We start from the raw sequence: 24,838 nt of genomic DNA, 5'->3' as shown, positions 1-24,838 counted from the left end.
TGAATTTATTTTGATTCGAAAGTAGTTTATCTATTTGAAACGCTTCGTTTGTTCCATTTGATATCGCTAAGCATACCAGATTTAATTCCGATGAAGAAATTCCAGTTAGAGTTCGTTCCAAGAGGCTGCCAGTTAAATGCCATTCTCCAGCTTAATAAGTCTCTTTCAAAACGGAATTGAGTAAAAGTAACCCCTTTTTGAACAAAATCGTATCCAGTAGAAACTCCGGCTTTCCATTTAGGCGTAAGATCTGTATTTACAGAAATCATGATAGAGTTTCCAGAAATCGTGTTTTCTCTTTTTACGTTTGAGTATGTTAAAGAGTAGGCAAGCGTCATATCCCACGGCACTTTCGAATTAAAGAATTCTGCAATAGCATCTTCTTTTTCCGGTTCATTTGCAAACTGGCTGTTGCGACTATCATTTAAATCGGTATTGGTACCAAATAAGTCATCGCTTCGTCCACCGTTCCTCTGGCTTTGAGTGTTTTTGTCTTTTTCGCTGGTTCCTTTATTGGAGAAAGAATAGTTTACTGTTACGTTAGCACTTGTCATTCTGAATAAACTTCCACCGTTGTCAATGTTGAATTTATCAATTTTGTTACCACCGTTATCAATCGCATAAGGATCTAATGTAGCACCAAAATTCATATTCATTTTATTGTCAAAAAACTGTGTTCCACCGCTAACTAATACAGGCTGCCATCCAAATGTTGATTTTCCGTCAGCATTGAAGTTGTAGCTTGTGCTGAAGTTTAAATTGTTTAGCAGCATTATCTTTTTAGGCTCTGTTTTTGTGCTGTCACGGTCTCTAACTTTAGCCTCAAAAGTGTTGCTTAATGCAAAACCAACAATGTTTGAATTGTCTTTTGCAGGCGCTCCATATAAACCATTTTCAAACCTAGTATATTCAGAAACTATTTTCCCTGTCGCATCGACTGAATACGTGTCATAATAGCGCTCAAAACTTGGTGTATAAGCATAAGTAACACTAGGACGCATAACGTGTCTAATAGACTGGATTTTTTTGTCGTCACCAAAATTGAAAGTTCCGTAAATAGTTGTACCTAAATTGGTGCTGAAATTATATGTTCTATAAGAATCAAATCCGTTTACATTTTCATTGACCGCTTTTGCTTCGGTTGGATCGTAAACTTTTTGAATGGTTTTGTTAACCCATGTTTCTTGGTAAGTTGTAGAAGCTCCTGCACTAAAATATTTAAATAGTTTAAAGTTTGTACTAAGCGGAATAGTATGTTGCATTCCTAACTGAGCGTCATCAAACATTTGAGGCTTGAAAAACAAAGAATCTTTTGTTTTAAAATAGTTTTTACCGCTTACACTATATTGTAAGTTAATGTTCTTAATTAATCCCTTTTTTACACCATCTTTTCCAACAAATGGATAGACACGGTCAATACTTCCTTGTAGGGAAGGAAGGGTCATAATAATGTCTTCTGTTTGTGTATTCTGACTGTGCGTAGCAGATAACGAAATACGAGAACCAGGAATAGTGTTGAAGGTTCTATTGTATGAAATAGAAGAGCTTAATGTATTATTTAAGTTCGAACCAATGTTTGCTTGGTTAATAGATTGCTTAAAATATTTACTACTACCCATGTTAACCGATGCAGAAAAGGTCGAATTTGGGTTTGATTTTGAATCTTTTGAATGCGACCACTGGATATTGTAAATTCCTTGCTTTGAGTAATCAGGATAACCACGTTCGCTGCTAATTAAATTTTCAAAACGAATATTCACATTTCCTCGGTATTTATATCGCGTGGCGTACGACGATTCGAAACGCATCGCGTAACTTCCGTTGGTATAATAATCTCCAAGTACAGTTAAATCGTAATTATCGCTTAAAGCAAAATAGTAACCTCCATTTTGTAATGAAAAACCTCTTGTATTAGAATCGTTATAACTTGGAATAATAATACCAGAAACACTTTTCTCCTGACTCATTGGAAAATAAGCAAAAGGCAAAGCAAGCGGAGTTGGAACGTCGGCAATTACCATATTGGTTAAACCAGTAATTACTTTTTTCCCAGGGATAAATTTTACCTTGTTAGTTTGGAAATAATATTCAGGATGATCTACATCTGTCGAAGTAGTAAAACGGGCACCTTTTAAAAAGTAAACAGAATCGTTTTCTTTTTTAGTAACGGCAGCTTTTATTTTAAATTCACCTTGTTCTGTTCTTGAATTATAAATTAAAGCTTTTTTAGTTTTGAAATTAAATCGGATAGAATCTGGCTGTACTTCGCTTGCTCCTTGTTTAAAGTTTGGATACTGCGTTAAAACACCAGCAGAATCTTTGATTCTTCCAGCATAAACTTCATCTTTTTCATAATTAAGTACAATTATACCAGATTTTAATTCAACATCTTTATAGTATAATTCAGCTTCATTATATAAAGTGATCAGTTTGTTCTTTTGGTCAATCTTCGCATAATCTTTAGCCCTGTATCTAACTTTTCCATCCAAAAAAGTCTTTTTAGGTCTAACAGTGTCAAGTTTAATAGTATCTGTAATTGCAGGATTTTCTTTATCTGTTTGTTTTACAGCAGGTAAAGGCTTTTTTTTGTTTTTTATTTCTTGCGAATATAAATTACCACAACCTATAGTTAGGAAAAATGATATTAAAACGATATTAAATAAGTTTGTATGCAAAGGTTTAAATGCTATTTTTGTAAAATTATGGCTTGTTTTTTGACATGTCAAACTTACATATAATTTTTTGGCAAAAATAATCAATTCTGAAAATTATAACAGCTGCATTTTATTAAAATTAACTTTTAGATTTATGAATAGAATTAACAAAATTAAGGTAATCTTTACTTTATTTCTAATAATATCCTCCTTTTATGCTCATAGTCAGTCAAATGTATTTAAGGTAACTCTTGATGCGGGACATGGAGATCATGACTTTGGAGCGGTTTATAGTGGAAGAATTGAAAAGAATATTGCTTTAGCTATTGTTTTGAAAGTGGGGAAGATTTTAGAACTTAATCCTAATGTTAATGTAATTTACACTCGTAAAACAGACGTTTTTATAGATTTGGTCGAAAGAGCTAATATTGCCAATAGAGCCAATTCAAATATTTTTGTTTCTATTCACTGTAACGCCAATAAAAATACAGCTGCCGACGGAACCGAAACTTATGTAATGGGTTTAAGTAAAGTTGCTTCGAATCTTGAAGCTGCGAAAAAAGAGAACTCGGTAATTACATTAGAGAAAGATTATAAACGTAAATACGAAGGATACGATCCAAATTCTCCAGAATCTATGATTGGTATGACTTTGATGCAAGAAGAATATTTGGATAACAGTATTACGCTTGCAACCAAAATTGAAGAAAATTTTGAGAAATTAGGAAAAAAACTTCGACATGGCGGTGTAAAACAAGCTCCGTTTATGGTACTTCACAAAGCATATATGCCAAGAGTTTTGGTTGAAACTGGATTTGTATCAAATCCGACAGAAGGAAATATTTTAAATTCCGAAGAAGGTCAGGATGATATTGCAAGAGCAATTGCAGAAGCGATCTTAAGCTATAAACGCGAATATTTTGGTTCAGGAGCTCCAGAAGCTACTGAGAGTCGGCCCATAAGAGATACTACTCCCGCTAAACCAAAAGCGACTACTCCAGTTGCAGTGGTAAAAAATGCTCCAAAAGGAACATTCTTTAAAGTACAACTTATCGCAAGTATTAAGAAAACACCTTTAGAGCCTAAAAACTTTAAAGGACTTAAAAACGTGACTATGATTTATGAAAATAACATTTATAAATATTTCTACGAAGAAACTTCAAGTTACGAAACAGCCCAGAAATTTTTGCAAGAGGCTAAAAGCAAAGGATATGGAGCAGCATTTTTAGTGGCAACTAAAGATGGAGAAAAAATCAATATTCAGGACGCAATTAAATAATAAGCGCAAGTTCGAATATTTATATTAATTTTGTAACAAACACTTAGAATTTTGAAACTAACAAGAGAAATTAAAACGGCTATTTTAGTCATCGCATCTATTTTATTATTTATCTGGGGATATAGTTTTTTAAAGGGTAGAGACCTTTTTACTAATTATACAATATTATATGCCGAATATGATAATGTTGAGGATTTATCACCATCAGCGCCAGTAACTCTTAATGGACTTGCGATTGGTAAAGTAAATCAGATAACAATTGATGAAGTAACGGGTAAATTATTGGTTGAACTTCAGCTTAAAACAGATTTTCCAATTTCGAAAACAAGTACGGCAGCAATTTATTCTCCAAGTTTAATTGGAGGAAAGCAAATTAAAATTGTTCCAAATTTTGCAGACAAAGAATTAGCAGAAGACGGTCAAAAATTGGCTTCTACTGTTGAACTGGGATTGACAGAATCATTAGGAGGGAAAATTGAACCAATTCAGCAAAAGCTTGATAAAATGCTTTTGAATATTGATAATTTGGTTACAGGATTAAATAATACTTTAGACAAGAACACTCAAGAAAATTTAAAGAAAACAATTGCTGAGTTAAGTCACACAATGACACAGTTTCATAAAGCTTCAGGAAGTCTTAATAATATCTTGGATACTAATAAAGGACAGATTAATGGAATGGTTACAAACTTCAATAAAATGTCTGGTAACTTCAATAAAATTTCAGATTCATTAAACAAAGCAGATTTAGGTAAAACGGTTCGCAACTTGAACCAAACTTTAGCTAAAGTTGATGTTTTAATGAACAACTTGAATTCTGGAAAAGGTACAGCAGGAAAAATATTGCATGATGAGGCATTGTATAATAACCTGACTAAAACTTCAAAAGAGCTTGAATTGTTATTGCAAGATCTTCGTCTTTACCCAACTCGTTACGTAAACGTTTCTCTTTTTGGAAAGAAAAATAAACCATACATAGCGCCAACTGAAGAAACAAACTCAACTGATAAAAAATAATTATAAATGAGTTATTTAGATAATATTTTATTCGCAATACTTCTTGTAGTAGGTTTCGGTTTTTTTACAGCGAGCGTAAAAAAAATCATCCGAAATATTAATTTAGGAGTTGACGTAGATCGAAAAGATAATCCTAAAGCTCGTTGGAAAAACATGGCATTGATTGCTCTAGGGCAGTCAAAAATGGTGAGACGCCCTGTTGCAGGAATACTGCATATCTTTGTATATGTAGGTTTTATAATTATCAATATTGAATTGCTTGAAATCATTATTGATGGACTTTTTGGAACTCATAGAGTTTTCGCTCCTTATTTAGGTGTAGTTTATGATGTTTTAATTGCTTCATTCGAAATATTAGCAATACTGGTAATCATTGCTGTTGTTACTTTTTGGATCAGAAGAAATGTAATTCGTTTGAAACGTTTTATTAATTCTGATTTAAATGGATTTCCAAAAAGTGATGCTAATTACATTCTGTATTTTGAAACAGTTTTGATGATTCTGTTCTTATTAATGAATGCATCTGATTTGCATTTGCAAAATGTGCCAGGAGGATATTCTCATTTTCATAAAGCAGGAAGCTATCCAATAAGCCAATTTATAGCACCAATTTTTAATGGTACATCTAATGAAGCTGTTGGATTAATGTTTGAAGTTTTTTGGTGGTTGCATATTGCAGGTATTTTAGTTTTTATGAACTATTTATACTTCTCAAAACATTTGCATATTCTTTTGGCTTTCCCAAATACTTATTTTGCGAATTTAAAACCAGAAGGACAGTTTGATAATTTAGCTTCTGTAACAAAAGAAGTTAAGTTAATGATGGATCCAAATGCAGATCCGTTTGCAGCAGCGCCAGCAGATGAGAATGCACATCCAGCTAAATTTGGTGCAAGTGATGTTCAGGATTTAAACTGGGTTCAGTTGTTAAATGCTTATACTTGTACAGAATGTGGACGTTGTACGTCTTCTTGTCCTGCAAATCAAACAGGTAAAAAATTGTCTCCACGCAAAATTATGATGGACACAAGAGATCGTTTGACAGAGGTTGGTAAAAATATCGATGCTAATAAAGGTGTTTTTGTTCCAGACAACAAAACACTTTTAAACGATTATATTACTCCTGAAGAATTATGGGCTTGTACGTCTTGTAATGCTTGTGTTGAGGAATGTCCAGTAAATATTAGTCCGTTGTCTATTATTATGGACATGCGTCGTTATTTGGTTATGGAACAAAGTGCTGCTCCAATGTCATTAAACGCGATGATGACCAATATTGAAAATAATGGTGCGCCTTGGCAATATAGCCAGCAAGACCGTTTAAATTGGAAAAACGAGAATTAAAATTTATTGTTTAATCGGTTAGTTGTTTAACCGTTTAATCGATTTTTAAAATAATTTCGGTTTTTACAGTTTGATTGTTAGTTTGTTATTTAACGAATAAACAATTTAGCGATTAACCGATTAAACAAAAGTGAGAGAAATGTCAGAAAGTTTAGTGGTGCCAACAATGGCAGAAATGCTTGCCGAAGGAAAACAGCCAGAAGTTTTGTTTTGGGTAGGTTGCGCAGGAAGTTTTGATGATAGAGCAAAAAAAATTACTAAAGCATTTGTACGAATCTTAAATCGTACTAATGTTTCTTTTGCGGTTTTAGGTACAGAAGAGAGTTGTACTGGAGATCCTGCAAAAAGAGCTGGAAATGAATTTTTGTTTCAAATGCAAGCCATGATGAATATCGAGGTTTTGAATGCTTATGAAGCCAAAAAAATCGTGACGGCTTGTCCGCACTGTTTTAATACTTTGAAAAATGAATATCCTGAATTAGGAGGTAATTACGAAGTTATTCATCATACAGAATTTTTGAAATCGTTAATTGATGATGGAAGATTAACTGTTGAAGGCGGACAATTTAAAGGTAAAAAAATTACTTTCCATGATCCTTGTTATTTAGGAAGAGCAAATAAAGTTTACGAAGCACCGAGAGATTTAATTCAGAAATTAGACGTTGAATTAGTTGAAATGAAACGTTCTAAAGCAAATGGTTTATGTTGTGGAGCTGGTGGAGCGCAAATGTTTAAAGATGCTGAACCTGGAAACAAAGAAGTAAACGTTCTTCGTACAGAAGATGCATTAGAGGTAAAACCAGATATTATTGCTGCTGGTTGCCCATTCTGCAATACGATGTTAACAGATGGAATTAAACATCAGGAAAAAGAAGGACAGGTTAAAGTTCTGGATATTGCAGAATTAATTGCGAATGCACAGGATTTATAAAAAAAGAGGCTAAGGTTCTAAGATGCTAAGATTCTAAGTTTTTTTAACTAGAAACCTTTCAAAAATCTAAAATCTAAAATCAACAATCTAAAATTAAAAAATGTATATACCTTTTGAAAATTTACCAGGTGAATCTAGAGTCTGGATTTACCAATCGAACAGAAAATTTTCTGAGGAAGAGTTTTCTGAAATCGAAACAGATTTAAAAGCTTTTGTAGAGCAATGGGCAGCTCATGGTACAAGTCTTGAAGCTTCATTTTTGCTTAAATACAATCGTTTTATAATATTAGCCGTAAATCAGGATGTTCAGGCTGCTACAGGTTGTTCTATTGATAGTTCGGTAGAATTTATACAAAGTTTAGAGAAAAAGTACAATGTCGATTTATTAGACAAAATGAACGTTACTTTTAAACTTGGAGAACATATTGCACATAAACCATTAATTGATTTCAAGAAAATGGTAAAAGATAAATCAGTTTCTGAGAATACTATTGTTTTCAATAATCTGGTAAACAATATTGAAGAATTCAATGAATCATGGGAAGTTCCTGCTGCCGACAGTTGGCACAGCAGATTTTTCTAAGAAAGATTTATAAATTATTTAAAAGGCATGAAATTTAGATTTTGTGCCTTTTTTTTACGACTTTTTTGTCATCCTGACGAAGGAAGGATCACACGCGAAACTCAATAAAGATTGGTGAATTTCTATGTAGAATAACTTGTGTGATCCTTCCTTCGTCAGGATGACAAGTTTGAGTTAAAAGTTCTTATGAAAAAGAAAACTTCTAATCTAGCCCCGATGGGAGCGGTATCCTTTTTCTGGCTTCTTTAGGCAGAAAAAGATATAGTGGACAGCGGGACTGCAAGTTGTTTTTAATGATATTGTTCCGCTTCTAAAAATATTTATTAACTGGAATTAATCTAATTTTGTCAAAAATCTAACAATTTAAAAGCTTATTTAAACGTGATTTTTGAGTATTTTCGTAGAATTAAATTTAATCCATGAAAATAGCAATTGTTTGTTATCCTACTTTTGGAGGTAGTGGTGTAGTAGCCACGGAGTTAGGTCTCGAATTAGCCAGAAGAGGACACGAAATACATTTTATCACATATAGTCAGCCAGTTAGATTGGCACTTTTAAATCCGAATGTTCATTACCACGAAGTAAATGTTCCGGAATATCCATTGTTTCATTATCAGCCTTACGAATTAGCCTTATCGAGTAAATTGGTCGATATGGTTAAACTGTACAAAATTGAGCTTCTGCACGTACATTATGCTATTCCACACGCTTATGCGGGTTATATGGCAAAACAAATGCTAAAGAATGAAGGAATTAATCTTCCGATGATTACAACGCTTCACGGTACAGATATTACTCTTGTAGGGAATCATCCGTTTTATAAACCTGCTGTAACTTTCAGTATCAATAAGTCGGATTATGTAACTTCAGTTTCTCAGAGTTTAAAAGATGATACTTTAAAGTTATTCAAAATCAAAAATAAAATTAAGGTAATCCCAAATTTTATTGAGTTAGATAAGGTCAAAAAAGATCCAAATGCACCTTGTCATCGTTATGTAATGGCAAACGAAAACGAGCGCATTATTACTCATATCAGTAACTTTAGAAAAGTAAAACGTATTCCAGATATTATTAAGATTTTCTATAACGTTCAGAAAGAAATTCCGGCTAAATTGATGATGGTTGGAGATGGACCTGAAAAAGAAAAAGCTGAAATTATGTGTCAGGAATTGGGGATTTTAGACAAAGTTATTTTCTTTGGGAATAGCCACGAGATCGATAAGATTTTATGTATGACCGATTTGTTTTTATTGCCTTCTGAAACAGAAAGTTTTGGTTTAGCAGCTTTGGAAGCAATGGCGTGCGGTGTTCCAGTAATTTCGAGTAATTCTGGAGGTCTTCCTGAAGTTAATTTTGATGGTTTCTCTGGTTATTTGAGTAATGTTGGAAATGTAGAGGAAATGGCTGAAAATGCACTTAAAATTTTAAGAGACGATGCTGTTTTAAGTCAGTTTAAAGCAAATGCTTTGGAAGTGGCTAGAAAGTTTGATATTAAAAATATCCTTCCAAAATATGAAGCTTTATACCAAAAAGCAGTTGATGATTATAAGTATGAAAAACACTAATTTTTAAAAAGCGATAAATGAAAAAAGTAATTTCTGTTTTAGCGGTTTTTGTTATGGTTTCGTGCGGAGTGAAGAAAGTTGAAAATTCAAACGCATTGTATGAAGTTTTAACGAAACAATCTGATGGAGGCGGGAATATTAAGTTTTTTGAGATTTTAACGGAGCCAAACGAAATTAAAATGCTTGAAAACGATCCGCTTTTAGCTCATAAGATGAAAGATCCAGATGTTCAGGAATATAATTATGTGATTTTAAATATGGGTGAAAAAAACACAAGCGGTTATTCTATTGATGTTGAAAAAGTAGAAGAAACGGATAAAAATATTATTATCACAGTAAAAGAAAATAGTCCTGCAAAAGACGCAATGACTATGCAGGTAATTTCATATCCTTATACTGTCGTGAAAATTCATTCTAAGAAAGAAATTATTATTAAATAAATTATATAAGGTTTGGGCTTCGACTCCGCTCAGCCTGACATTGATTGTTTCTTAGGATGCAATTTTAAAGTTTATCAGGCTGAGCAGAATCGAAGCCCTTTTTTACATTAAAGCCCTTCGACTTCGCTCAGGGAGACAATCAAAAAAAAACCTGTCGCTTTTCAACGACAGGTTTCTTCTTACAATTATTTTTTATTTTTAATTAGAATCTGAATTTAACGCCTAAACCAACGTCAAAACCAAAATTGTCATCATCATAATATCCTGAACCAATTTCAGGTCTTGCATCTAAAGATAATGTAATTGGCACTTCTTTAAATCTATATTCGATACCGATATCTCCAGCAGCAAACACATAAGTTCCGCTATCATTATATCTGTAGCCGTTATTGTAGTAATCATAATCCCAAGCGGCTAAACCTCCACCGACACCAGCGTACCAGTTAAAACCTCCGTCAATGTTCCAAACCCATTGGTAAAGAGCAACTCCTTTTACAGCATCGACATCTCTGCTGTTTCTCCATCCTAAATCGAATTCAAGTCTGTTTTTTTGATTTAATCCTAATTGGTAAGATACTTCTCCTCCAAATCCGTTATTGTCTCCAAGACGTAATCCTAAAGCATGTTTCGAGATTTCTTGTGATTGAGCCGTAAATGCTAAACCAATAAGCATAATGGCAGATAATATTATTTTTTTCATAAAAATGGTTAAAATTAATTTTATTCAAATGTATAATCGTTCTTAAATTAAGAACGTATAACATTATTAGAAATTGTTATATAATTCACATTTTTTAGAAAAATATGCCATTGCAAGCCCTTTAAATGCTGATTTATTTCAGAATTATGGATGAAATGAGCTGATTACTAAGAGTATCCTCCATTTCAAAAAGATTTTCTTCTTCAGAAAAATTACTGGCTTTGTAAGAAAATAATTTCCAACGTTTTTTGTGGTATTCCAATGCTGTTAAATTTTCTACCCAATCTCCGGAATTAAGATATAAAGTTGAACCATGTTTATTTTCTTTGGTCACGATTTTTGGTTCATGGATATGTCCGCATATTACATAATCGTAGTTTTTTTCAATTGCTAAATCGGTTGCTGTAGTTTCGAAATCAGAAATGAATTTAACTGCTTTTTTTACGCTTGCTTTAATTTTTTTAGAAAAAGAATAAGGTTCTCGACCAAGTTTTGCCAAACACCAATTTGCAAATCGGTTCATTAAAATTAAATAATCGTAACCTAATCCGCCCAATTTTGCAATCCATTTTGAATGCTGAACTGATGCGTCAAAAACATCTCCGTGAAAAATCCAGGCTTTTTTATCGTCTAATTCCAAAACTAATTTATCAACCAGAGCAAAATTACCCATATTCATATCACTGAATTTTCGAAGTATTTCGTCATGATTTCCAGTGATATAATAGACTTTTGTTCCTTTAGAAGCCATTCCGATTATGCGTTGAATAACTCGCAAATGTGCTTTTGGGAAGTAAGATTTACGAAATTGCCAAGCATCAATTATGTCGCCGTTTAAGACTAAAGTTTTAGGTTTAATGCTTGAAAGATAGTTGTTTAATTCTTTTGCGTGACTTCCGTAGGTTCCCAAATGGACATCAGAAAGAATGACCAATTCGACATTTCTTTTTTTCAATTTTTCTTGATTTGAAGTTTTACAAATGAAAGAAAATTTGAGAGGTTTGATTTTATTAAAAGGTTATCAAAAAGAGGATAATTTTACCAAATTGTAATTTTTATTCCATTTAATGTTTCGTTAATAATACCAGTTTTAAATTTTTTAATTTAATTCATAAAACTTACATTTGCTCAAAACAAATTACAATGGCAGGAAACAGCTTCGGCACACTATATAAAGTAACAACATTTGGAGAATCTCACGGTGAAGCTTTAGGCGGAATCATTGATGGATGTCCTCCAGGAATACAACTAGATTTTGAAGAAATTGAAGTAGATATGGCTCGTAGAAAGCCTGGTCAGTCGGCAATTGTTACACAAAGAAAAGAACCAGACAGCGTTCAGTTTTTGTCTGGAATTTTCGAAGGAAAAACCACTGGAACTCCAATTGGTTTTATTATTCCAAATACCAATCAAAAATCTGACGATTACTCTCATATAAAAGATAACTATAGACCAAGCCATGCTGATTATGTTTACGATCAGAAATATGGTTTGCGTGATTACCGCGGTGGCGGAAGAAGTTCTGCAAGAGAAACTGCAAGTAGAGTAGTAGCGGGTGCAATTGCAAAGCAAATGTTGCCGGAGATTAAAATTAATGCTTATGTTTCTTCTGTTGGGCCAATCCATTTAGATACGCCTTATCAAGAATTGGATTTTTCTAAAATAGAAAGTAATCCTGTTCGTTGTCCTGATGAAAAGTCGGCAGCGATTATGGAAGAATATATTCGTGATATCCGTAAACAAGGAGATACCGTTGGAGGTGTTGTAACTTGTGTAATCCAAAATGTTCCAGTTGGTTTAGGAGAGCCAGTTTTCGATAAGCTTCATGCAGAATTAGGAAAAGCAATGCTTTCCATTAATGCTGTAAAAGGTTTTGAATACGGAAGCGGTTTTTCAGGTTCTGAAATGAAAGGAAGTGAACATAATGATTTATACAATCCTGACGGAACTACTAAAACAAATCTTTCTGGCGGAATCCAAGGCGGAATCAGCAACGGAATGGATATTTATTTCAGAGTAGCTTTTAAACCTGTGGCAACAATTATGCAGACTCAGGATTCATTAGATAATAAAGGTAACATTACACCAATGACAGGAAAAGGACGTCATGATCCGTGTGTAGTGCCTCGCGCAGTGCCAATCGTAGAAGCGATGGCAGCAATTGTTTTGGCTGATTTTTATTTAATCAACAAAACATATTAATAAAAGGTAAGACAGTGAGGGTCTTATATTTTAATAATTAAAACAAAAATTAATGCAAGAAGTTACAGAAACTAAAAAACAATCATTTCTTTCGGGATTAACAGGGCAAATTATAATTGCAATGGTTCTTGGAGCCATTTTAGGAATTATATTGCATAATACCATTTCACCTGAAGCGGCACAGTTATTTAGTGGCAAAATAAAAATGTTAGCAACCATTTTTATTCGTTTGGTGCAAATGATTATTTCTCCACTAGTTTTTACCACTTTAGTTGTGGGAATTGCAAAATTAGGAGATATTAAAACTGTTGGAAGAATTGGAGGAAAAGCTATTGGATGGTTTTTTACTGCTTCGTTTATCTCTCTTTTAATTGGATTGTTTTATGTAAATATTTTACAGCCAGGTGTTGGTCTAAAACTAGATCACGTAGATATGGCAGCAGCTTCTGAAGTTACAGGTAAAACACAAAATCTTTCTTTTGATAATTTCGTTGAGCATATTGTGCCGAAAAGTATTGTTGAAGCAATGGCAACTAATGAAATTCTGCAGATTGTAGTTTTTTCTATTTTCTTCGGATTAGCAGCAGCTTCTTTAGGAGAGAAAGTAAAACCAATTATTGGTGCTTTTGATAAACTTTCCCATATTGTTTTGAAAATGGTAAACTATGTAATGAAATTTGCGCCAATTGGAGTTTTTGGTGCAATTGCAGGTGTATTTGCCATAAGAGATGCAGAAGAATTAGTTATTACTTATTTTAAATTTTTCGGTTCGTTTTTAATAGGAATCAGTACGTTGTGGATAATTTTGATCGCCATAGGATATATTTTCCTTAAAGGAAGAATGACAGAATTATTAAGACGTATTACAGGACCTTTGGCAATTGCTTTTGGAACAACAAGCAGTGAAGCTGTATTTCCTAAATTAACAGAAGAATTAGAAGGTTTTGGAGTAAAGGATAAAATCGTTTCGTTTATGTTGCCTCTTGGTTATTCGTTTAACCTTGACGGAAGTATGATGTATATGACTTTTGCAAGTATTTTTATTGCTCAGTTTTACAATGTACATTTGGATTTAGGAACTCAAATGGCAATGCTTTTGGTTTTAATGCTAACTAGTAAAGGTATTGCTGGTGTGCCAAGAGCAAGTTTGGTTGTGGTAGCCGCAACATGTGGTATGTTTGATATTCCAATTGAAGGTATTGCTTTAATCTTACCAATTGATCACTTTTGTGATATGTTTAGAAGTGCAACCAACGTTTTAGGAAATGCTCTAGCTACTTCTGTTGTAGGACAATGGGAGGAAAATAAAGAATAGATTTAGTTGCTAAGATGGTTTAATTTTTTATCTTAGACGCCTAAATAACAATTGACAAGCTGTGTTTTTTTATGAAATACAGCTTTTTTTTATTTTAAAGTGTATATTTGATAAAACTAGCCGATTAATGCCCCAAATACGGATTTTTTTACTTCTATTTTTTGGTCTGAATTGCTATGACAGTTCAGCAGTATCCCCATCTAAATGTAACGAGGATAAAAAAATTGATAAGCTTGTTAAAAAAGCACTTCTCAACTTTAGAGAATCAAATTTCGAAAAATCACTTGTAATTTCGAGAAATGCATTAAATGCTGCAACAGCAATAAAAGATTATTGCCTAATTTCAAGATCTTACAATATAATTGCGGCAAATTTCAATGAGTTATCAGATATTGATAAAGCTATTTTCTTTTATAAGAAAGCATTGTATTATGCAGACAAAACTGACAATGATTCTTTAAAATGCAATCTCTATAATAATTTAGGGAATATGTATTGTTTTGAAAAAAAACAATTTGATGTTGGGATTCGGTATTATAAGAAATCAGTTGCTTATAGTTTAAAGATCAATGATCTAAAAGAGGTTTATTTTACCAATGTAAATATTGCTTGGGCATACTTCGATATTAAAAATTATAGACAAGGTTACCTTTTTCTTAAATATGTAAATAGTACTAAGAAAAAATACAGCGACGGATCTACAGAGGTTATTGTGGATATGCTTAACGGTATTTATGCAAGTTCTCAAAATGATGATAAAGCTGCAAATGCCCACTTTTTAAGTGCTATCGAATCAGGAAAAAGATGCCAAGAAAAAACAGATTTGTCCAATGCCTATTTAGAGTATTCAAAATTTTTAAATAAAATTAATAAGCATAAAGAAGCTTACGATGCTCTTGTTAATCATTACAATCTATTAGAAGAGCTTTATAATGTTAGAAAACTTAAAAAAGCATCTTTGGCAGGTGTGAGTCTCGAATTAGACGAATACAAACGACAAATTGATAAAGTAGAAGGCGAAAAAGTAGAACAATCCCAAAGTCTTAGAAAATCTAAAATTATTGTAATTCTATTTGTTCTTATTTCGTTAATTCTTCTCATTTTAATTATTACTCTGATCAAGAACATTCGATTCAAGAAAAAACACAATTTAGAGCTTCTTGAAGCAAAAGAAATAGCAGAAGAAGCCTCTCTTCTTAAAACTCAGTTTATTTCTACTATAAGCCACGAATTGCGCACGCCGCTTTATGGAGTGGTTGGAATTACCAATATGCTTTTAGAAGAACATAAAGAAATTTCTAGAAGTCAGCATTTAAGTTCGCTAAAATTCTCTGCTAGATATTTGCTATCTCTTGTAAATGATATTCTTCAAATTAATAAAATCGAAGAAAATAAAATCGTACTTGAAAATTTGACATTTAATATTTCAGACGAAATTACCGTTATCAAAAACTCACTTTCATTTCTTTCTCAGAAAAATAATAATAGAATCTCGATTGATATTGATCCGGAAATTCCAGAATATTTGATTGGAGATAAACTTCGTTTGGCTCAGATTTTAATGAACTTGGTGAGCAATGCATTAAAATTTACCAAAGACGGACAAGTTGAAATTATTGTGAATTTGAGTAAAGTAGAAGGGAAACTTTATTATTTAGATTTCTTAATAAAAGACAATGGCGTTGGAATTGCAGTTGTAGATCAAAGTAAAATTTTCGAGAAATTTGTTCAGGTTGGAAGAAAAGATGAAGATTATCAAGGAACAGGTTTAGGTCTTAGTATCGTAAAAAGATTGCTTGGGCTTTTTGGAAGTACAATTACCTTGGATAGTGATCTTGGAAAAGGAACTTCTTTTTCGTTTACAATCGCTTTTGAGCACGATTTAGCCAAAACAAAAAGTATTATTGATGAGATTGAAGTTGATTTAACTTCAAGTGAGATTTATAAAATTTTAGTGGTTGAAGATAATCTCATTAATCAGCTTGTAACAAAGAAAATTATTGAAAAGAATAATTACACTTGCAAAGTGGTTGATGATGGATATGAAGCGTTGAAAATCCTTGAAAACGAAGAATTTGATTTGATTTTAATGGATATCAATATGCCATTAATAAACGGATTTGAAACAACAAAAAGAATTCGCCTTCTCGGAATTGAAACTCCAATTGTAGCTTTAACAGCTTTTGATAAAGATGAAATTACAGACGAAGCTATTTCATCAGGTATGAATGATATTATTATTAAGCCTTTTGAGCCAGTTAAATTATTTAAAATAATTAACTTTTTAATAAACGAAAAAAACGCTGTTTAGTACCAGCGTTTTTTGTTTTTCTTAGAAGAATTCGATTTTCTCGATTTGTGAGCTCCACCGCTTCTATTAGAAGAATTTTTAGGTTTTTCTCCAGCTTCTGGACTTCCCGAATGCCATGGATACGGATGATCTGAAATGATTTTTACATCTACTTTTATTAATTTCTTAATATCTTTCCAGTATGGTTCTTCATCTTTTCCACAGAAAGAAATCGCAATACCGCCATTTCCTGCACGTCCTGTACGACCAATACGGTGAACGTAAGTTTCAGGAATATTCGGCAAATCAAAATTGATTACGTAAGGCAATTGTTCAATATCAATTCCTCGCGCTGCAATATCAGTTGCAACCAAAACTCCAACTTCTTTATTTTTAAAAGCATCTAAAACACGCTGTCTAGCGTTTTGTGATTTGTCTCCGTGAATGGCTTCAGCAGGAATATCTTTCTTGCGAAGTGCTTTTACAACATTATCAGCGCCATGTTTTGTTCTCGAAAAAACAAGTACGTTTGATAAATTTTGCTCTTTAATTAAAGTGTATAATAAGTTTCTTTTTTCAGTTTTATCAACAAAATAAACACGTTGTTCTACATTTTCAGCAGTAGATGAAACGGGGGAAACTTCTACTTTTTCTGGATCTTGAAGAAACATTTCTGCAAGTTCGCGAATTGCAATTGGCATTGTTGCAGAAAAAAGTAAAGTTTGTCTATTTTTTGGAGTCAGTTTTACGATTTTTTTCACATCGTTTATAAAACCCATATCCAGCATTTGATCGGCTTCGTCAAGAACTAAAGTATGCAGGTGATTCAAATCAAGAAAACCTTGTTTATGAAGGTCAAGCAAACGTCCTGGAGTCGCAACTAAAATATCAACGCCATTTTTTAAAGCGTCAACTTGCGGATTTTGAGAAACACCTCCAAAAATAGTCAGTTGTGTTAAATTGGTATATTTTGCGTAAGTATCAAAGCTCTGTCCAATTTGTACTGCAAGTTCACGAGTAGGTGTTACTACAAGTGCACGAATTACTTTTGCTTTTTTTGATGAACCTACAATGCGGTGTAATTGATGTATAATTGGAATAGCAAATGCCGCCGTTTTTCCTGTTCCTGTCTGCGCGCAGCCAATTAAATCACGGCCTTCTAAAACAATAGGAATTGATTTTTCCTGAATTGGAGTCGGATTTAAATAGCCTTCTTCAAATACGGCTCTTTGTATACTTTTTGAAAGTGATAGATCTTCGAATAACATATCTTTGGTATTAAGTATTTTAGTTTTAATTGCTAAAATGCTGTGCAAAGATATGTTTATTCGTTCAATCGTTTGTTTGAATTGGCGATTATTTGGCAAACAAGCTCTAGAGCTTATTCAGTTAGAAGCTCTAAATACGAGTTTGTTCTATGTTTGCTTTAATAAAATCGGTTACTAAATAACCAATTAGTTTTCCAATTAAATTGTTGTTTGGCGAATTGTCTAAATCTGGCGCTCCTTCGCAAATATGCAAATAAGCCGCGTTTTTGTGTTCTGCGAAAAAAGAAACAAATTGTCTCAATTCTTCTACAGAAAAACCGCTTATTGTCATAGCACTGCTTGCAATGTTTGGAATGGCATCTAAATCAATTTCAATTCCGAAAGCATCACTTTTAATAAAATCCAAAGCAGTAATCATTTCGCGATTAAAATCTTTTTCTTTTCTAATATTAACGCTATCATAAGTATTGTAGCGAACGCGGTCTTCTAGTTTTTTGATAATATCTAAAACGCTTTTTGAAGTATAATTCTCGTGAAGACCAAAAATGAAGTATTTTTTTAGGAAACCTTCTTCGTATGCATACGAAAATCCGTTTCCGCTATGACGGCCTTCTAAAATCCTAAAATCAGAATGCGCATCAAAATTGATGGCATTTACAGGTTTTCCTTTTGCTAAAGCGGCACCTTTAATATTTCCGTAAGCATTATTATGTCCTCCACCAATAATAATTGGCGTTTTTCCAGCTTTAATAATAGTAAAAATAATGTGAGATACTTCTTTGTCTATTTTTTCAACAAGCTGGCTTAATTTTGATCGATCGTCAACGTCGTTAAAATCTAGGTTTTCTACCTGGCGCATTTCATCAGCAACATCAATATGTCCTAGAATAATAATATTGCTTCCTTTACAAAAGCGGTTATGCTGAATGTTTGCAATACTTTTGATCGCACATTGCCATGCAGAAGCTGCTCCAGGTCTTCCGTAATTAGCGCGCACGCCAATATCTTCAGGAATTCCTAAAAGCACATATTTAGCTTCACTTTCTTTAAGAAAATCGATTTTATCAGCCCCTGGAGGAATGACAATCATTTTTTCTCCAAACTTTATTTCACCACTTCTGTGATTTGTGATTTTTGCTAAATCATTTATAGTGAAAGGGATTAATTTTTCCATGAAAAAAATTTATTTTCCAAAAATAATATAATTGTAGAAACTTACGTTATTACCTTATATTAATTCTTAAATTTGTTATTAAAGAAAATTTTTTAAAATATGGAAAACCCAAAGAACAACAATTCAAGTCTAAAGGCGGTAATCGCAGTTTTAGCAGTCCTACTTATTGGTAGCTTAGTGTATATTTTTAAATTATCTTCTGATACAGAGGTAGTTAAAACAGAACTTACGACAACTTTGACAGAGAAAGAATCTGTTATGAAAGATTTGCAGGAGTTAAAAGCGACTTATGACGCTGCAATCGCTGAAAACACTTCTATGTCAGACGAATTAATCCAAGAGAGAGACAAAGTAGTTGCTTTGATGGATGATTTGAACAAGTCTAAAGGAGATGTTTCTAAATACAGATCTCAAGTTCAGGCAATGCAAAGTAAAATGAAAACTTTAGTTGCTGAAAATGACGAGTTGAAAAAACAAAATGGAGTTTTAACTACTCAAAGAGACAGTACTATTGTGGTTCTAGGAGAATCTAAAAAATACAATGAAGTATTAGTTGGTCAAAACGAAGAGTTAGCTAAAACTGTAGAAAGAGGTTCTAAATTATCAGTTTTAAATACTAAAACTTCAGCTTACAAATTGAAAAGCTCAGGTAAACAAGTTGAAACAGATAAAGCAAGTCGTGCAGATATTTTAAAAGTTAGTTTTACAATTGCTGAAAACCAAATTGCAAAATCTGGGGATAAAACTTATTATGTACAGGTAATTGATGCTAAAAACAATGTTTTAGGCGAAAAGAAAACTGAAAGCTTTGGAGATAATTCATTAACTTACAGCTTTAAAACTACAGTAAAATACGAAAACAAAAGCGTTAATGTAAGTGAAGATCTTCCTGGAAAAGATTTCGCAAAAGGAACTTACTTCATCAATGTTTTTGATAACGACGAATTAGTTTCTAAAACTAGTTTCAGCTTAAGATAATTTAGCCTAAAGGGATAAAATACCACTTTGATATTAAAGGTCTGTGATTTTTTCACAGACCTTTTTTTATGAGTAGATATTGTTGATTTATAATTCGAAAAATAAAATCTTATTCCAGAATTTTTCCTTCAATAAAAACAGATTCGATTAAGTTGCTTCCAAAAGCGTAAGGGATTTGATAGTAAGAAGAAATTGGTTTCGTTAGAATCAGATTAGCCTTTTTGCCTTTTGTAATACTTCCATGTGTTTCTGAAATTCCCATTGCGTATGCTCCATTTATTGTAGCAGCATTTATTGCTTCTTCTGGAGTCATTTTCATTTTGATGCAAGCCGTTGCAACTACAAAATTCATATTTCCAGATGGAGTAGAGCCAGGGTTGAAATCTGTTGCTAATGCTAAAGGTAAGCCTACTTTTATCATTTCTCGAGCAGGCGTGTACGGAATGCTTAAAAAATAAGAACAAGAAGGTAAAGCGACAGGCATTGTTTCTGTTTCTTTTAAAGCTTCAATGTCTTCTGGATTCATAACTTCAAGATGATCTACAGAAAGTGCTTTAAATTTAACTCCAGCTTGAATTCCGCCAATAGAATTAAATTGATTAACGTGGATTTTTGGCTTTAAGCCGAATTCAATTCCTGCCTGCATGATTTTTTCTGTTTCTTCTACAGAAAAATAACCGCTTTCGCAGAAAACGTCTACATAATCCGCCAGTTTGTTTTTAGCAATTTCAGGAATCATTTTAGTAATGATTTCGTCAATATAACCAGCTTTATTTTCTTTATAATGAGTTGGAAAAGCATGAGCGCCCAAAAAAGTAGCTTTGATTGAAATTGGATAATTTTCTGCTAGCTTTTTAATGACGCGAAGCATTTTTAGCTCGCCTTCAATTGTTAATCCGTAGCCAGATTTAATTTCTACAGCTCCAGTTCCCAAATGCATTACTTCTTCTAAACGGATTTTAGATTGTTCGTAAATCTCTTCTTCAGAAGTTTCGTTTAGTTTTTTAGCCGAATTTAAAATTCCGCCGCCACGATTAGCGATTTCCTCATAAGAAAGTCCGTTGATTCGGTCTACAAATTCTTGTTCACGATTTCCTGCATAAACAATATGCGTGTGGCTGTCACACCAAGACGGAAGAACAACTTTTCCAGTGGCGTCAATTGTTTTATCTGCTTTGATTTCAGGAAGATTTTCCATTGATCCGAAATCTTCAATCAAATTGTCTTTTAATACTAAAAAAGCATTTTTAATTGTTGGAAGTTTCGCCATTTCAGAACCTGAAACTTTAGCAATTGAAGTTTCACGAACTTGCAACAGTTCTTGTATGTTTGTGATTAGAGTGATCATTAAATGAATTTGTTATAAAACACAAATTTCACAAATTTTCCTTTATGAATAAGTGAAAACTTGTGAAATTCGTAAAATTGTTTTTGTATTTGAATTATTCCGAAACTGTAATTTCAAATATTTTATCCCAGTATTTACCTGTAACGAAAATAGTTTTTGTAGCTGGATTGTAAGCAATACCGTTTAAAACTTCAGCATTTTTAGCTTTTAATGATTTACGTAGATCTGAAAGATTTAAGATTTTTTCAACCGCTCCAGATTCTGGATTTACAACCGCAATAGCATCTTTCTGCCAAACATTAGCGTAGAATTTGCCATCAATTAATTCTAGTTCATTAATAGCTTTAATTTTTGAAGTCCCAGAATATACATTGATGTAATCAATTAATTTTTGAGTTGCAGGATCCATTTTCCAGATTTTCTCTGTTCCATCAGAATGATAGATGTATTTGTCATCGTGCGTCATTCCCCAACCTTCAATATCTTTATCGTATTTAAAAGTTTTTTCTAGTTTGAATGTATTTGCATCATAAATATAGCCCGTTTTTTCCTGCCATGTTAATTGGTATATTTTGCCACCGAAAAAAGTAATTCCTTCACCAAAATATTCTTTTGGAAGATCAACTTGCTTGATTACTTTTCCTGTTTTATAATCTACTTCTCTAAAGTAAGAATCACCTTTTTGTCCTGTACTTTCAAAAAGTCTTCCGTCATGAAATTCTAAACCTTCTGTAAATGCTGTCGTATCATGTACAAAAGTGTTCACAATTTTATACTTTAATAATTTAGGCTCGATGTCAGAAACAATCTCAATTCTTTTAGTTGCATCAGAAGAATCTCCACCAAAATAAACCGTAGCTTTTAGGTATTGATAACCTAATTTTTGATCTATTAATTCAAATCTAAATTCTTCAGCACCTTTTTTGCTTCCAACTCTTTTATCGTTTATGAAGTAGGCAACGCTGTCGATTTCTTTCGAATTTGGGTTTAAAATTCCAATTGTAAGCGCTTCTTTTTGCGTAAAATGAGCCGGAAAAGCAGATTCATCGATAGTAAATAAAGAATTTTCACCTTTATTTTTTTCTTTACATCCGATTAATGTGATTCCTAATAAAATGACAGCTAGGAAGTTATATTTTTTCATAGTTTAAAATTTGAATAAGGCAATATACGACGATATTTTTATAGCAACAAAGGTCTTGCAAAAATATAAAAAGGTTGTATATTTGCACCGGCAAGTCCTACACGACCAGCTCCTGCAGACTCCCCCAGGATGGGAACATAGCAAGGGTACGTGGTTGAGCGGTGCGATGTAGGTCGCTTGCCATTTTTTATTTTTTAGAATTAATTAATTTGTAATCTTCCTTCTGGAAGATTTTTTTATTTTTGGACATCTGTAAATTTAATATGAGCGAGAAACTTTCAAAAATAGTTTTAATTATTCTAGTTATAGGCTTGGGGTATCTCTTTGTTAAGGGACACAATGATAGAAAAGAAATTAAAGATAATCTAGGTCAAACAATTTGTAAATATACTTTTTGTAAGCAATTTCCAAAATCTACAGAAGCATATGTAAAATATTGTATTGATGGAAAATTGTATAGAAATAGCCCAGGTGGATGTCCAGAAAATAGCAAATCTGCTTTAAATAAATATTATCTAGTAGATTATTCTACCATTGATCCGAATAAGATTATTGTGGATTTTTCTAAGGAAATTAAAGATTCAATATTGATAAAAGAGTTAGAATCTAAACTTGAATTTAAATACTGGTTAGACCATTAAAAACTTATAACTAAAAAAATGAGCAAAGTCGTTTTAATTACCGGAGGATCATCAGGAATTGGAAAATCTATTGGTGAATTTTTACACCAAAAAGGTTTCGTTGTGTACGGAACAAGTAGAAATCCTGAGAAAGTTTTAAATTCAGTTTTTCCATTAGTTGCTTTAGATGTTCGAAATTCTGATTCTATTAAAACAGCGGTAAACGAAATTATCGAAACTTCTGGAAGATTAGATATTGTAATTAATAATGCTGGAGTTGGAATTACAGGACCTTTAGAAGAAATCCCGACAGAAGAAATTCGAAATAATTTTGAGACTAACTTCTTTGGTCCAATTGAAGTTATGAAAGCGGCGTTGCCACAAATGCGTAAGCAAAATTCAGGACTTATTATTAATATTACTTCGATTGCAGGTTATATGGGACTTCCTTATAGAAGTGTTTATTCTGCATCAAAAGGAGCTTTGGAATTGATTACTGAAGCTTTGAGAATGGAAGTGAAAGCTTTTGGGGTAGAGATTACGAATGTTGCACCTGGAGATTTTGCAACCAATATCGCAGCTGGACGTTATCACGCGCCAGTTATAAAAGATTCGGCTTATGAAAAGGTTTATGGCGAAGTTCTAGCAACAATGAATGATCACGTTGATGCAGGAAGTAATCCAAATGAAATGGCAGAAGCGGTTTATAAAATCATTCAAACTAAAAAACCAAATGTACATTATAAAGTGGGAGCATTTATGCAAAAGTTTTCAATTGTTTTGAAACGAGCGCTTCCAGATAAAGTTTACGAGAAAATGTTAATGAATCACTATAAACTTTAATATTATGAATACGTTTAATGAATTTGTGCCGACTATTTTAGGAGTTTTATTTTTAGTTGTTATTTGGTTTGTAATTCGAAGAATTTTGGGTTCGGTAAGTGATAAAATCAATAATTCTGAAGCTTATAAAGAAGATACTTTGAAAGTTCTTGAAGAAATTAGAGATGAATTAAAGGAATTAAATAGAAATAATTCTAAGCAATCTTAAAATTAAGTTTCTTTAAGTTATCTAATTTGTCAAATTGTATTTTCTTGATTGTTTAGTTTATAAGTCTATAAGAAAAAACTTTCTAATATTATAAGATTTGTTAAAAATGTAAAAAACACACTTATTTTTAACATATAATTTTAAAATGGTTTTAATTTTAAAATCTTTATTGATATTGATTTCGTAATTTTACAGCTAGATTTCTTTAAAAGAATTTATTTGAAGAAAAATTTTTCAAAGATATAAATACAAACAAACCATTTTTAATTAAACAAATTATGAAATTTTTTATAGACACAGCTAATTTAGCTCAAATTAAAGAAGCACAAGCTTTAGGAGTTTTGGATGGAGTAACTACTAATCCGTCATTAATGGCAAAAGAAGGTATTACTGGAAAAAACAATATCCTTAAGCATTATGTTGACATTTGCAACCTTGTAGATGGTGACGTAAGTGCTGAAGTTAACGCTCTTGACTTTGAAGGTATGGTTAAGGAAGGCGAGGAGTTAGCTGAATTACATGAGCAGATTGTTGTAAAACTTCCTATGACTAAAGAAGGTGTTATGGCAGCAAAATACTTTTCTGATAAAGGAATTAAAACTAACGTAACTCTTGTTTTCTCTGTAGGACAAGCTTTATTGGCTGCTAAAGCTGGAGCTACTTATGTTTCTCCATTCGTTGGACGTTTAGATGATGTTTCTACTGACGGATTAAACTTGATTCAAGAAATTAGAGAGGTTTACGATAACTATGGTTACGAAACTCAAATTTTAGCAGCTTCTGTGCGTCACACAATGCATATTGTTAACTGTGCTAAAATTGGTGCTGATGTTATGACTGGACCACTTTCTGCAATTTACGGATTGTTGAAACACCCTTTAACTGATATCGGTTTAGCTCAGTTTGTGGCTGACTTCGAGAAAGGAAACAAGTAA

At 32.5% G+C, this 24,838-nt stretch carries 22 protein-coding genes and 1 other RNA gene; 16 read left to right on the top strand and 7 right to left on the bottom strand.

The window, feature by feature from the left end:
* Positions 1 to 26: 26 nt before the first annotated feature.
* Complete coding sequence (locus tag V6624_RS20980; protein WP_338840056.1) at positions 27 to 2,726, bottom strand: putative LPS assembly protein LptD; 2,700 nt, start codon at positions 2,724 to 2,726, stop codon at positions 27 to 29.
* 82 nt (positions 2,727 to 2,808) lie between these two features.
* Between V6624_RS20980 and V6624_RS20975 the strand changes: the two genes are divergently transcribed.
* The 7 genes from V6624_RS20975 (at position 2,809) to V6624_RS20945 (ending at position 9,813) form a co-directional block, all read left to right on the top strand.
* Complete coding sequence (locus tag V6624_RS20975; RefSeq protein ID WP_111285586.1) at positions 2,809 to 3,933, top strand: N-acetylmuramoyl-L-alanine amidase family protein; 1,125 nt, start codon at positions 2,809 to 2,811, stop codon at positions 3,931 to 3,933.
* A 51-nt stretch (positions 3,934 to 3,984) separates the two neighbouring features.
* Positions 3,985 to 4,950, top strand: a complete 966-nt coding sequence (locus tag V6624_RS20970; RefSeq protein WP_338840055.1) for an MlaD family protein — start codon at positions 3,985 to 3,987, stop codon at positions 4,948 to 4,950.
* A 6-nt stretch (positions 4,951 to 4,956) separates the two neighbouring features.
* Positions 4,957 to 6,294 carry a (Fe-S)-binding protein gene (locus tag V6624_RS20965; protein ID WP_111285256.1) on the top strand — a complete coding sequence of 446 codons (1,338 nt, stop codon included), beginning with the start codon at positions 4,957 to 4,959 and terminating at the stop codon, positions 6,292 to 6,294.
* A gap of 139 nt (positions 6,295 to 6,433) precedes the next feature.
* Complete coding sequence (locus tag V6624_RS20960; RefSeq protein ID WP_111285254.1) at positions 6,434 to 7,225, top strand: (Fe-S)-binding protein; 792 nt, start codon at positions 6,434 to 6,436, stop codon at positions 7,223 to 7,225.
* 100 nt (positions 7,226 to 7,325) lie between these two features.
* On the top strand, positions 7,326 to 7,808 hold the full coding sequence (locus V6624_RS20955; RefSeq protein ID WP_057116491.1) for a hypothetical protein: 483 nt from the start codon (positions 7,326 to 7,328) through the stop codon (positions 7,806 to 7,808).
* A gap of 419 nt (positions 7,809 to 8,227) precedes the next feature.
* Positions 8,228 to 9,373: an N-acetyl-alpha-D-glucosaminyl L-malate synthase BshA gene (bshA, locus tag V6624_RS20950; RefSeq protein ID WP_111285252.1), complete on the top strand. Its 1,146-nt coding sequence runs from the start codon at positions 8,228 to 8,230 to the stop codon at positions 9,371 to 9,373.
* Between the two features lie 17 nt (positions 9,374 to 9,390).
* Positions 9,391 to 9,813, top strand: a complete 423-nt coding sequence (locus V6624_RS20945; protein ID WP_111285250.1) for a protease complex subunit PrcB family protein — start codon at positions 9,391 to 9,393, stop codon at positions 9,811 to 9,813.
* Between the two features lie 202 nt (positions 9,814 to 10,015).
* Here the strand turns inward: V6624_RS20945 and V6624_RS20940 are convergent, their stop codons facing one another.
* Together V6624_RS20940 and V6624_RS20935 are read right to left on the bottom strand one after the other, a co-directional pair.
* Entirely contained in the window at positions 10,016 to 10,513 is a 498-nt protein-coding gene (locus tag V6624_RS20940) for a hypothetical protein (protein ID WP_111285248.1), read from the bottom strand.
* 133 nt (positions 10,514 to 10,646) lie between these two features.
* Complete coding sequence (locus V6624_RS20935) at positions 10,647 to 11,468, bottom strand: UDP-2,3-diacylglucosamine diphosphatase (protein WP_111285246.1); 822 nt, start codon at positions 11,466 to 11,468, stop codon at positions 10,647 to 10,649.
* Between the two features lie 188 nt (positions 11,469 to 11,656).
* Here V6624_RS20935 and aroC point away from each other — a divergent pair, with 188 nt between their 5' ends.
* The 3 genes from aroC (at position 11,657) to V6624_RS20920 (ending at position 16,341) form a co-directional block, all read left to right on the top strand.
* On the top strand, positions 11,657 to 12,715 hold the full coding sequence (gene aroC / locus V6624_RS20930) for a chorismate synthase (RefSeq protein WP_338840051.1): 1,059 nt from the start codon (positions 11,657 to 11,659) through the stop codon (positions 12,713 to 12,715).
* Positions 12,716 to 12,767: 52 nt separating this feature from the next.
* Positions 12,768 to 14,030, top strand: coding sequence for a dicarboxylate/amino acid:cation symporter (locus tag V6624_RS20925; protein WP_338840050.1), 1,263 nt, complete (start codon positions 12,768 to 12,770; stop codon positions 14,028 to 14,030).
* Between the two features lie 127 nt (positions 14,031 to 14,157).
* On the top strand, positions 14,158 to 16,341 hold the full coding sequence (locus V6624_RS20920) for a response regulator (RefSeq protein ID WP_338840049.1): 2,184 nt from the start codon (positions 14,158 to 14,160) through the stop codon (positions 16,339 to 16,341).
* Here V6624_RS20920 and V6624_RS20915 read toward each other — a convergent pair.
* Together V6624_RS20915 and V6624_RS20910 are read right to left on the bottom strand one after the other, a co-directional pair.
* Positions 16,338 to 17,588 carry a DEAD/DEAH box helicase gene (locus V6624_RS20915; protein ID WP_111285238.1) on the bottom strand — a complete coding sequence of 417 codons (1,251 nt, stop codon included), beginning with the start codon at positions 17,586 to 17,588 and terminating at the stop codon, positions 16,338 to 16,340. The two genes, V6624_RS20920 and V6624_RS20915, sit on opposite strands and share 4 nt — an antisense overlap.
* A gap of 130 nt (positions 17,589 to 17,718) precedes the next feature.
* Positions 17,719 to 18,762, bottom strand: coding sequence for a formimidoylglutamase (locus V6624_RS20910; RefSeq protein ID WP_111285236.1), 1,044 nt, complete (start codon positions 18,760 to 18,762; stop codon positions 17,719 to 17,721).
* A gap of 99 nt (positions 18,763 to 18,861) precedes the next feature.
* Here V6624_RS20910 and V6624_RS20905 point away from each other — a divergent pair, with 99 nt between their 5' ends.
* On the top strand, positions 18,862 to 19,740 hold the full coding sequence (locus tag V6624_RS20905) for a hypothetical protein (protein WP_111285234.1): 879 nt from the start codon (positions 18,862 to 18,864) through the stop codon (positions 19,738 to 19,740).
* Between the two features lie 109 nt (positions 19,741 to 19,849).
* Here the strand turns inward: V6624_RS20905 and hutI are convergent, their stop codons facing one another.
* Both hutI and V6624_RS20895 read right to left on the bottom strand, forming a co-directional pair.
* Positions 19,850 to 21,088, bottom strand: a complete 1,239-nt coding sequence (hutI, locus tag V6624_RS20900) for an imidazolonepropionase (RefSeq protein ID WP_111285232.1) — start codon at positions 21,086 to 21,088, stop codon at positions 19,850 to 19,852.
* Between the two features lie 94 nt (positions 21,089 to 21,182).
* Positions 21,183 to 22,232, bottom strand: a complete 1,050-nt coding sequence (locus V6624_RS20895; RefSeq protein ID WP_338840048.1) for a glutaminyl-peptide cyclotransferase — start codon at positions 22,230 to 22,232, stop codon at positions 21,183 to 21,185.
* Between the two features lie 88 nt (positions 22,233 to 22,320).
* Between V6624_RS20895 and ffs the strand changes: the two genes are divergently transcribed.
* From ffs to fsa, 5 genes are all read left to right on the top strand, one after another.
* Positions 22,321 to 22,418, top strand: an RNA gene (gene ffs / locus V6624_RS20890) — signal recognition particle sRNA small type.
* Between the two features lie 77 nt (positions 22,419 to 22,495).
* The gene (locus tag V6624_RS20885; protein WP_338840047.1) at positions 22,496 to 22,873 is read left to right on the top strand and encodes a hypothetical protein; all 378 of its coding nucleotides are present in this window, start codon (positions 22,496 to 22,498) and stop codon (positions 22,871 to 22,873) included.
* A gap of 18 nt (positions 22,874 to 22,891) precedes the next feature.
* Entirely contained in the window at positions 22,892 to 23,695 is an 804-nt protein-coding gene (locus tag V6624_RS20880; protein WP_338840046.1) for an SDR family oxidoreductase, read from the top strand.
* A 4-nt stretch (positions 23,696 to 23,699) separates the two neighbouring features.
* Positions 23,700 to 23,903: a hypothetical protein gene (locus V6624_RS20875; protein ID WP_111285226.1), complete on the top strand. Its 204-nt coding sequence runs from the start codon at positions 23,700 to 23,702 to the stop codon at positions 23,901 to 23,903.
* Between the two features lie 278 nt (positions 23,904 to 24,181).
* The gene (gene fsa, locus V6624_RS20870; protein WP_111285224.1) at positions 24,182 to 24,838 is read left to right on the top strand and encodes a fructose-6-phosphate aldolase; all 657 of its coding nucleotides are present in this window, start codon (positions 24,182 to 24,184) and stop codon (positions 24,836 to 24,838) included.

Origin of the sequence: Flavobacterium ginsenosidimutans (genome assembly GCF_037478105.1) — a bacterium.
In the GTDB taxonomy this organism is placed as follows: domain Bacteria; phylum Bacteroidota; class Bacteroidia; order Flavobacteriales; family Flavobacteriaceae; genus Flavobacterium; species Flavobacterium ginsenosidimutans.
Note: the sequence above shows the minus strand (reverse complement) of the source record. Positions and strands in the feature narration are given on the sequence as shown.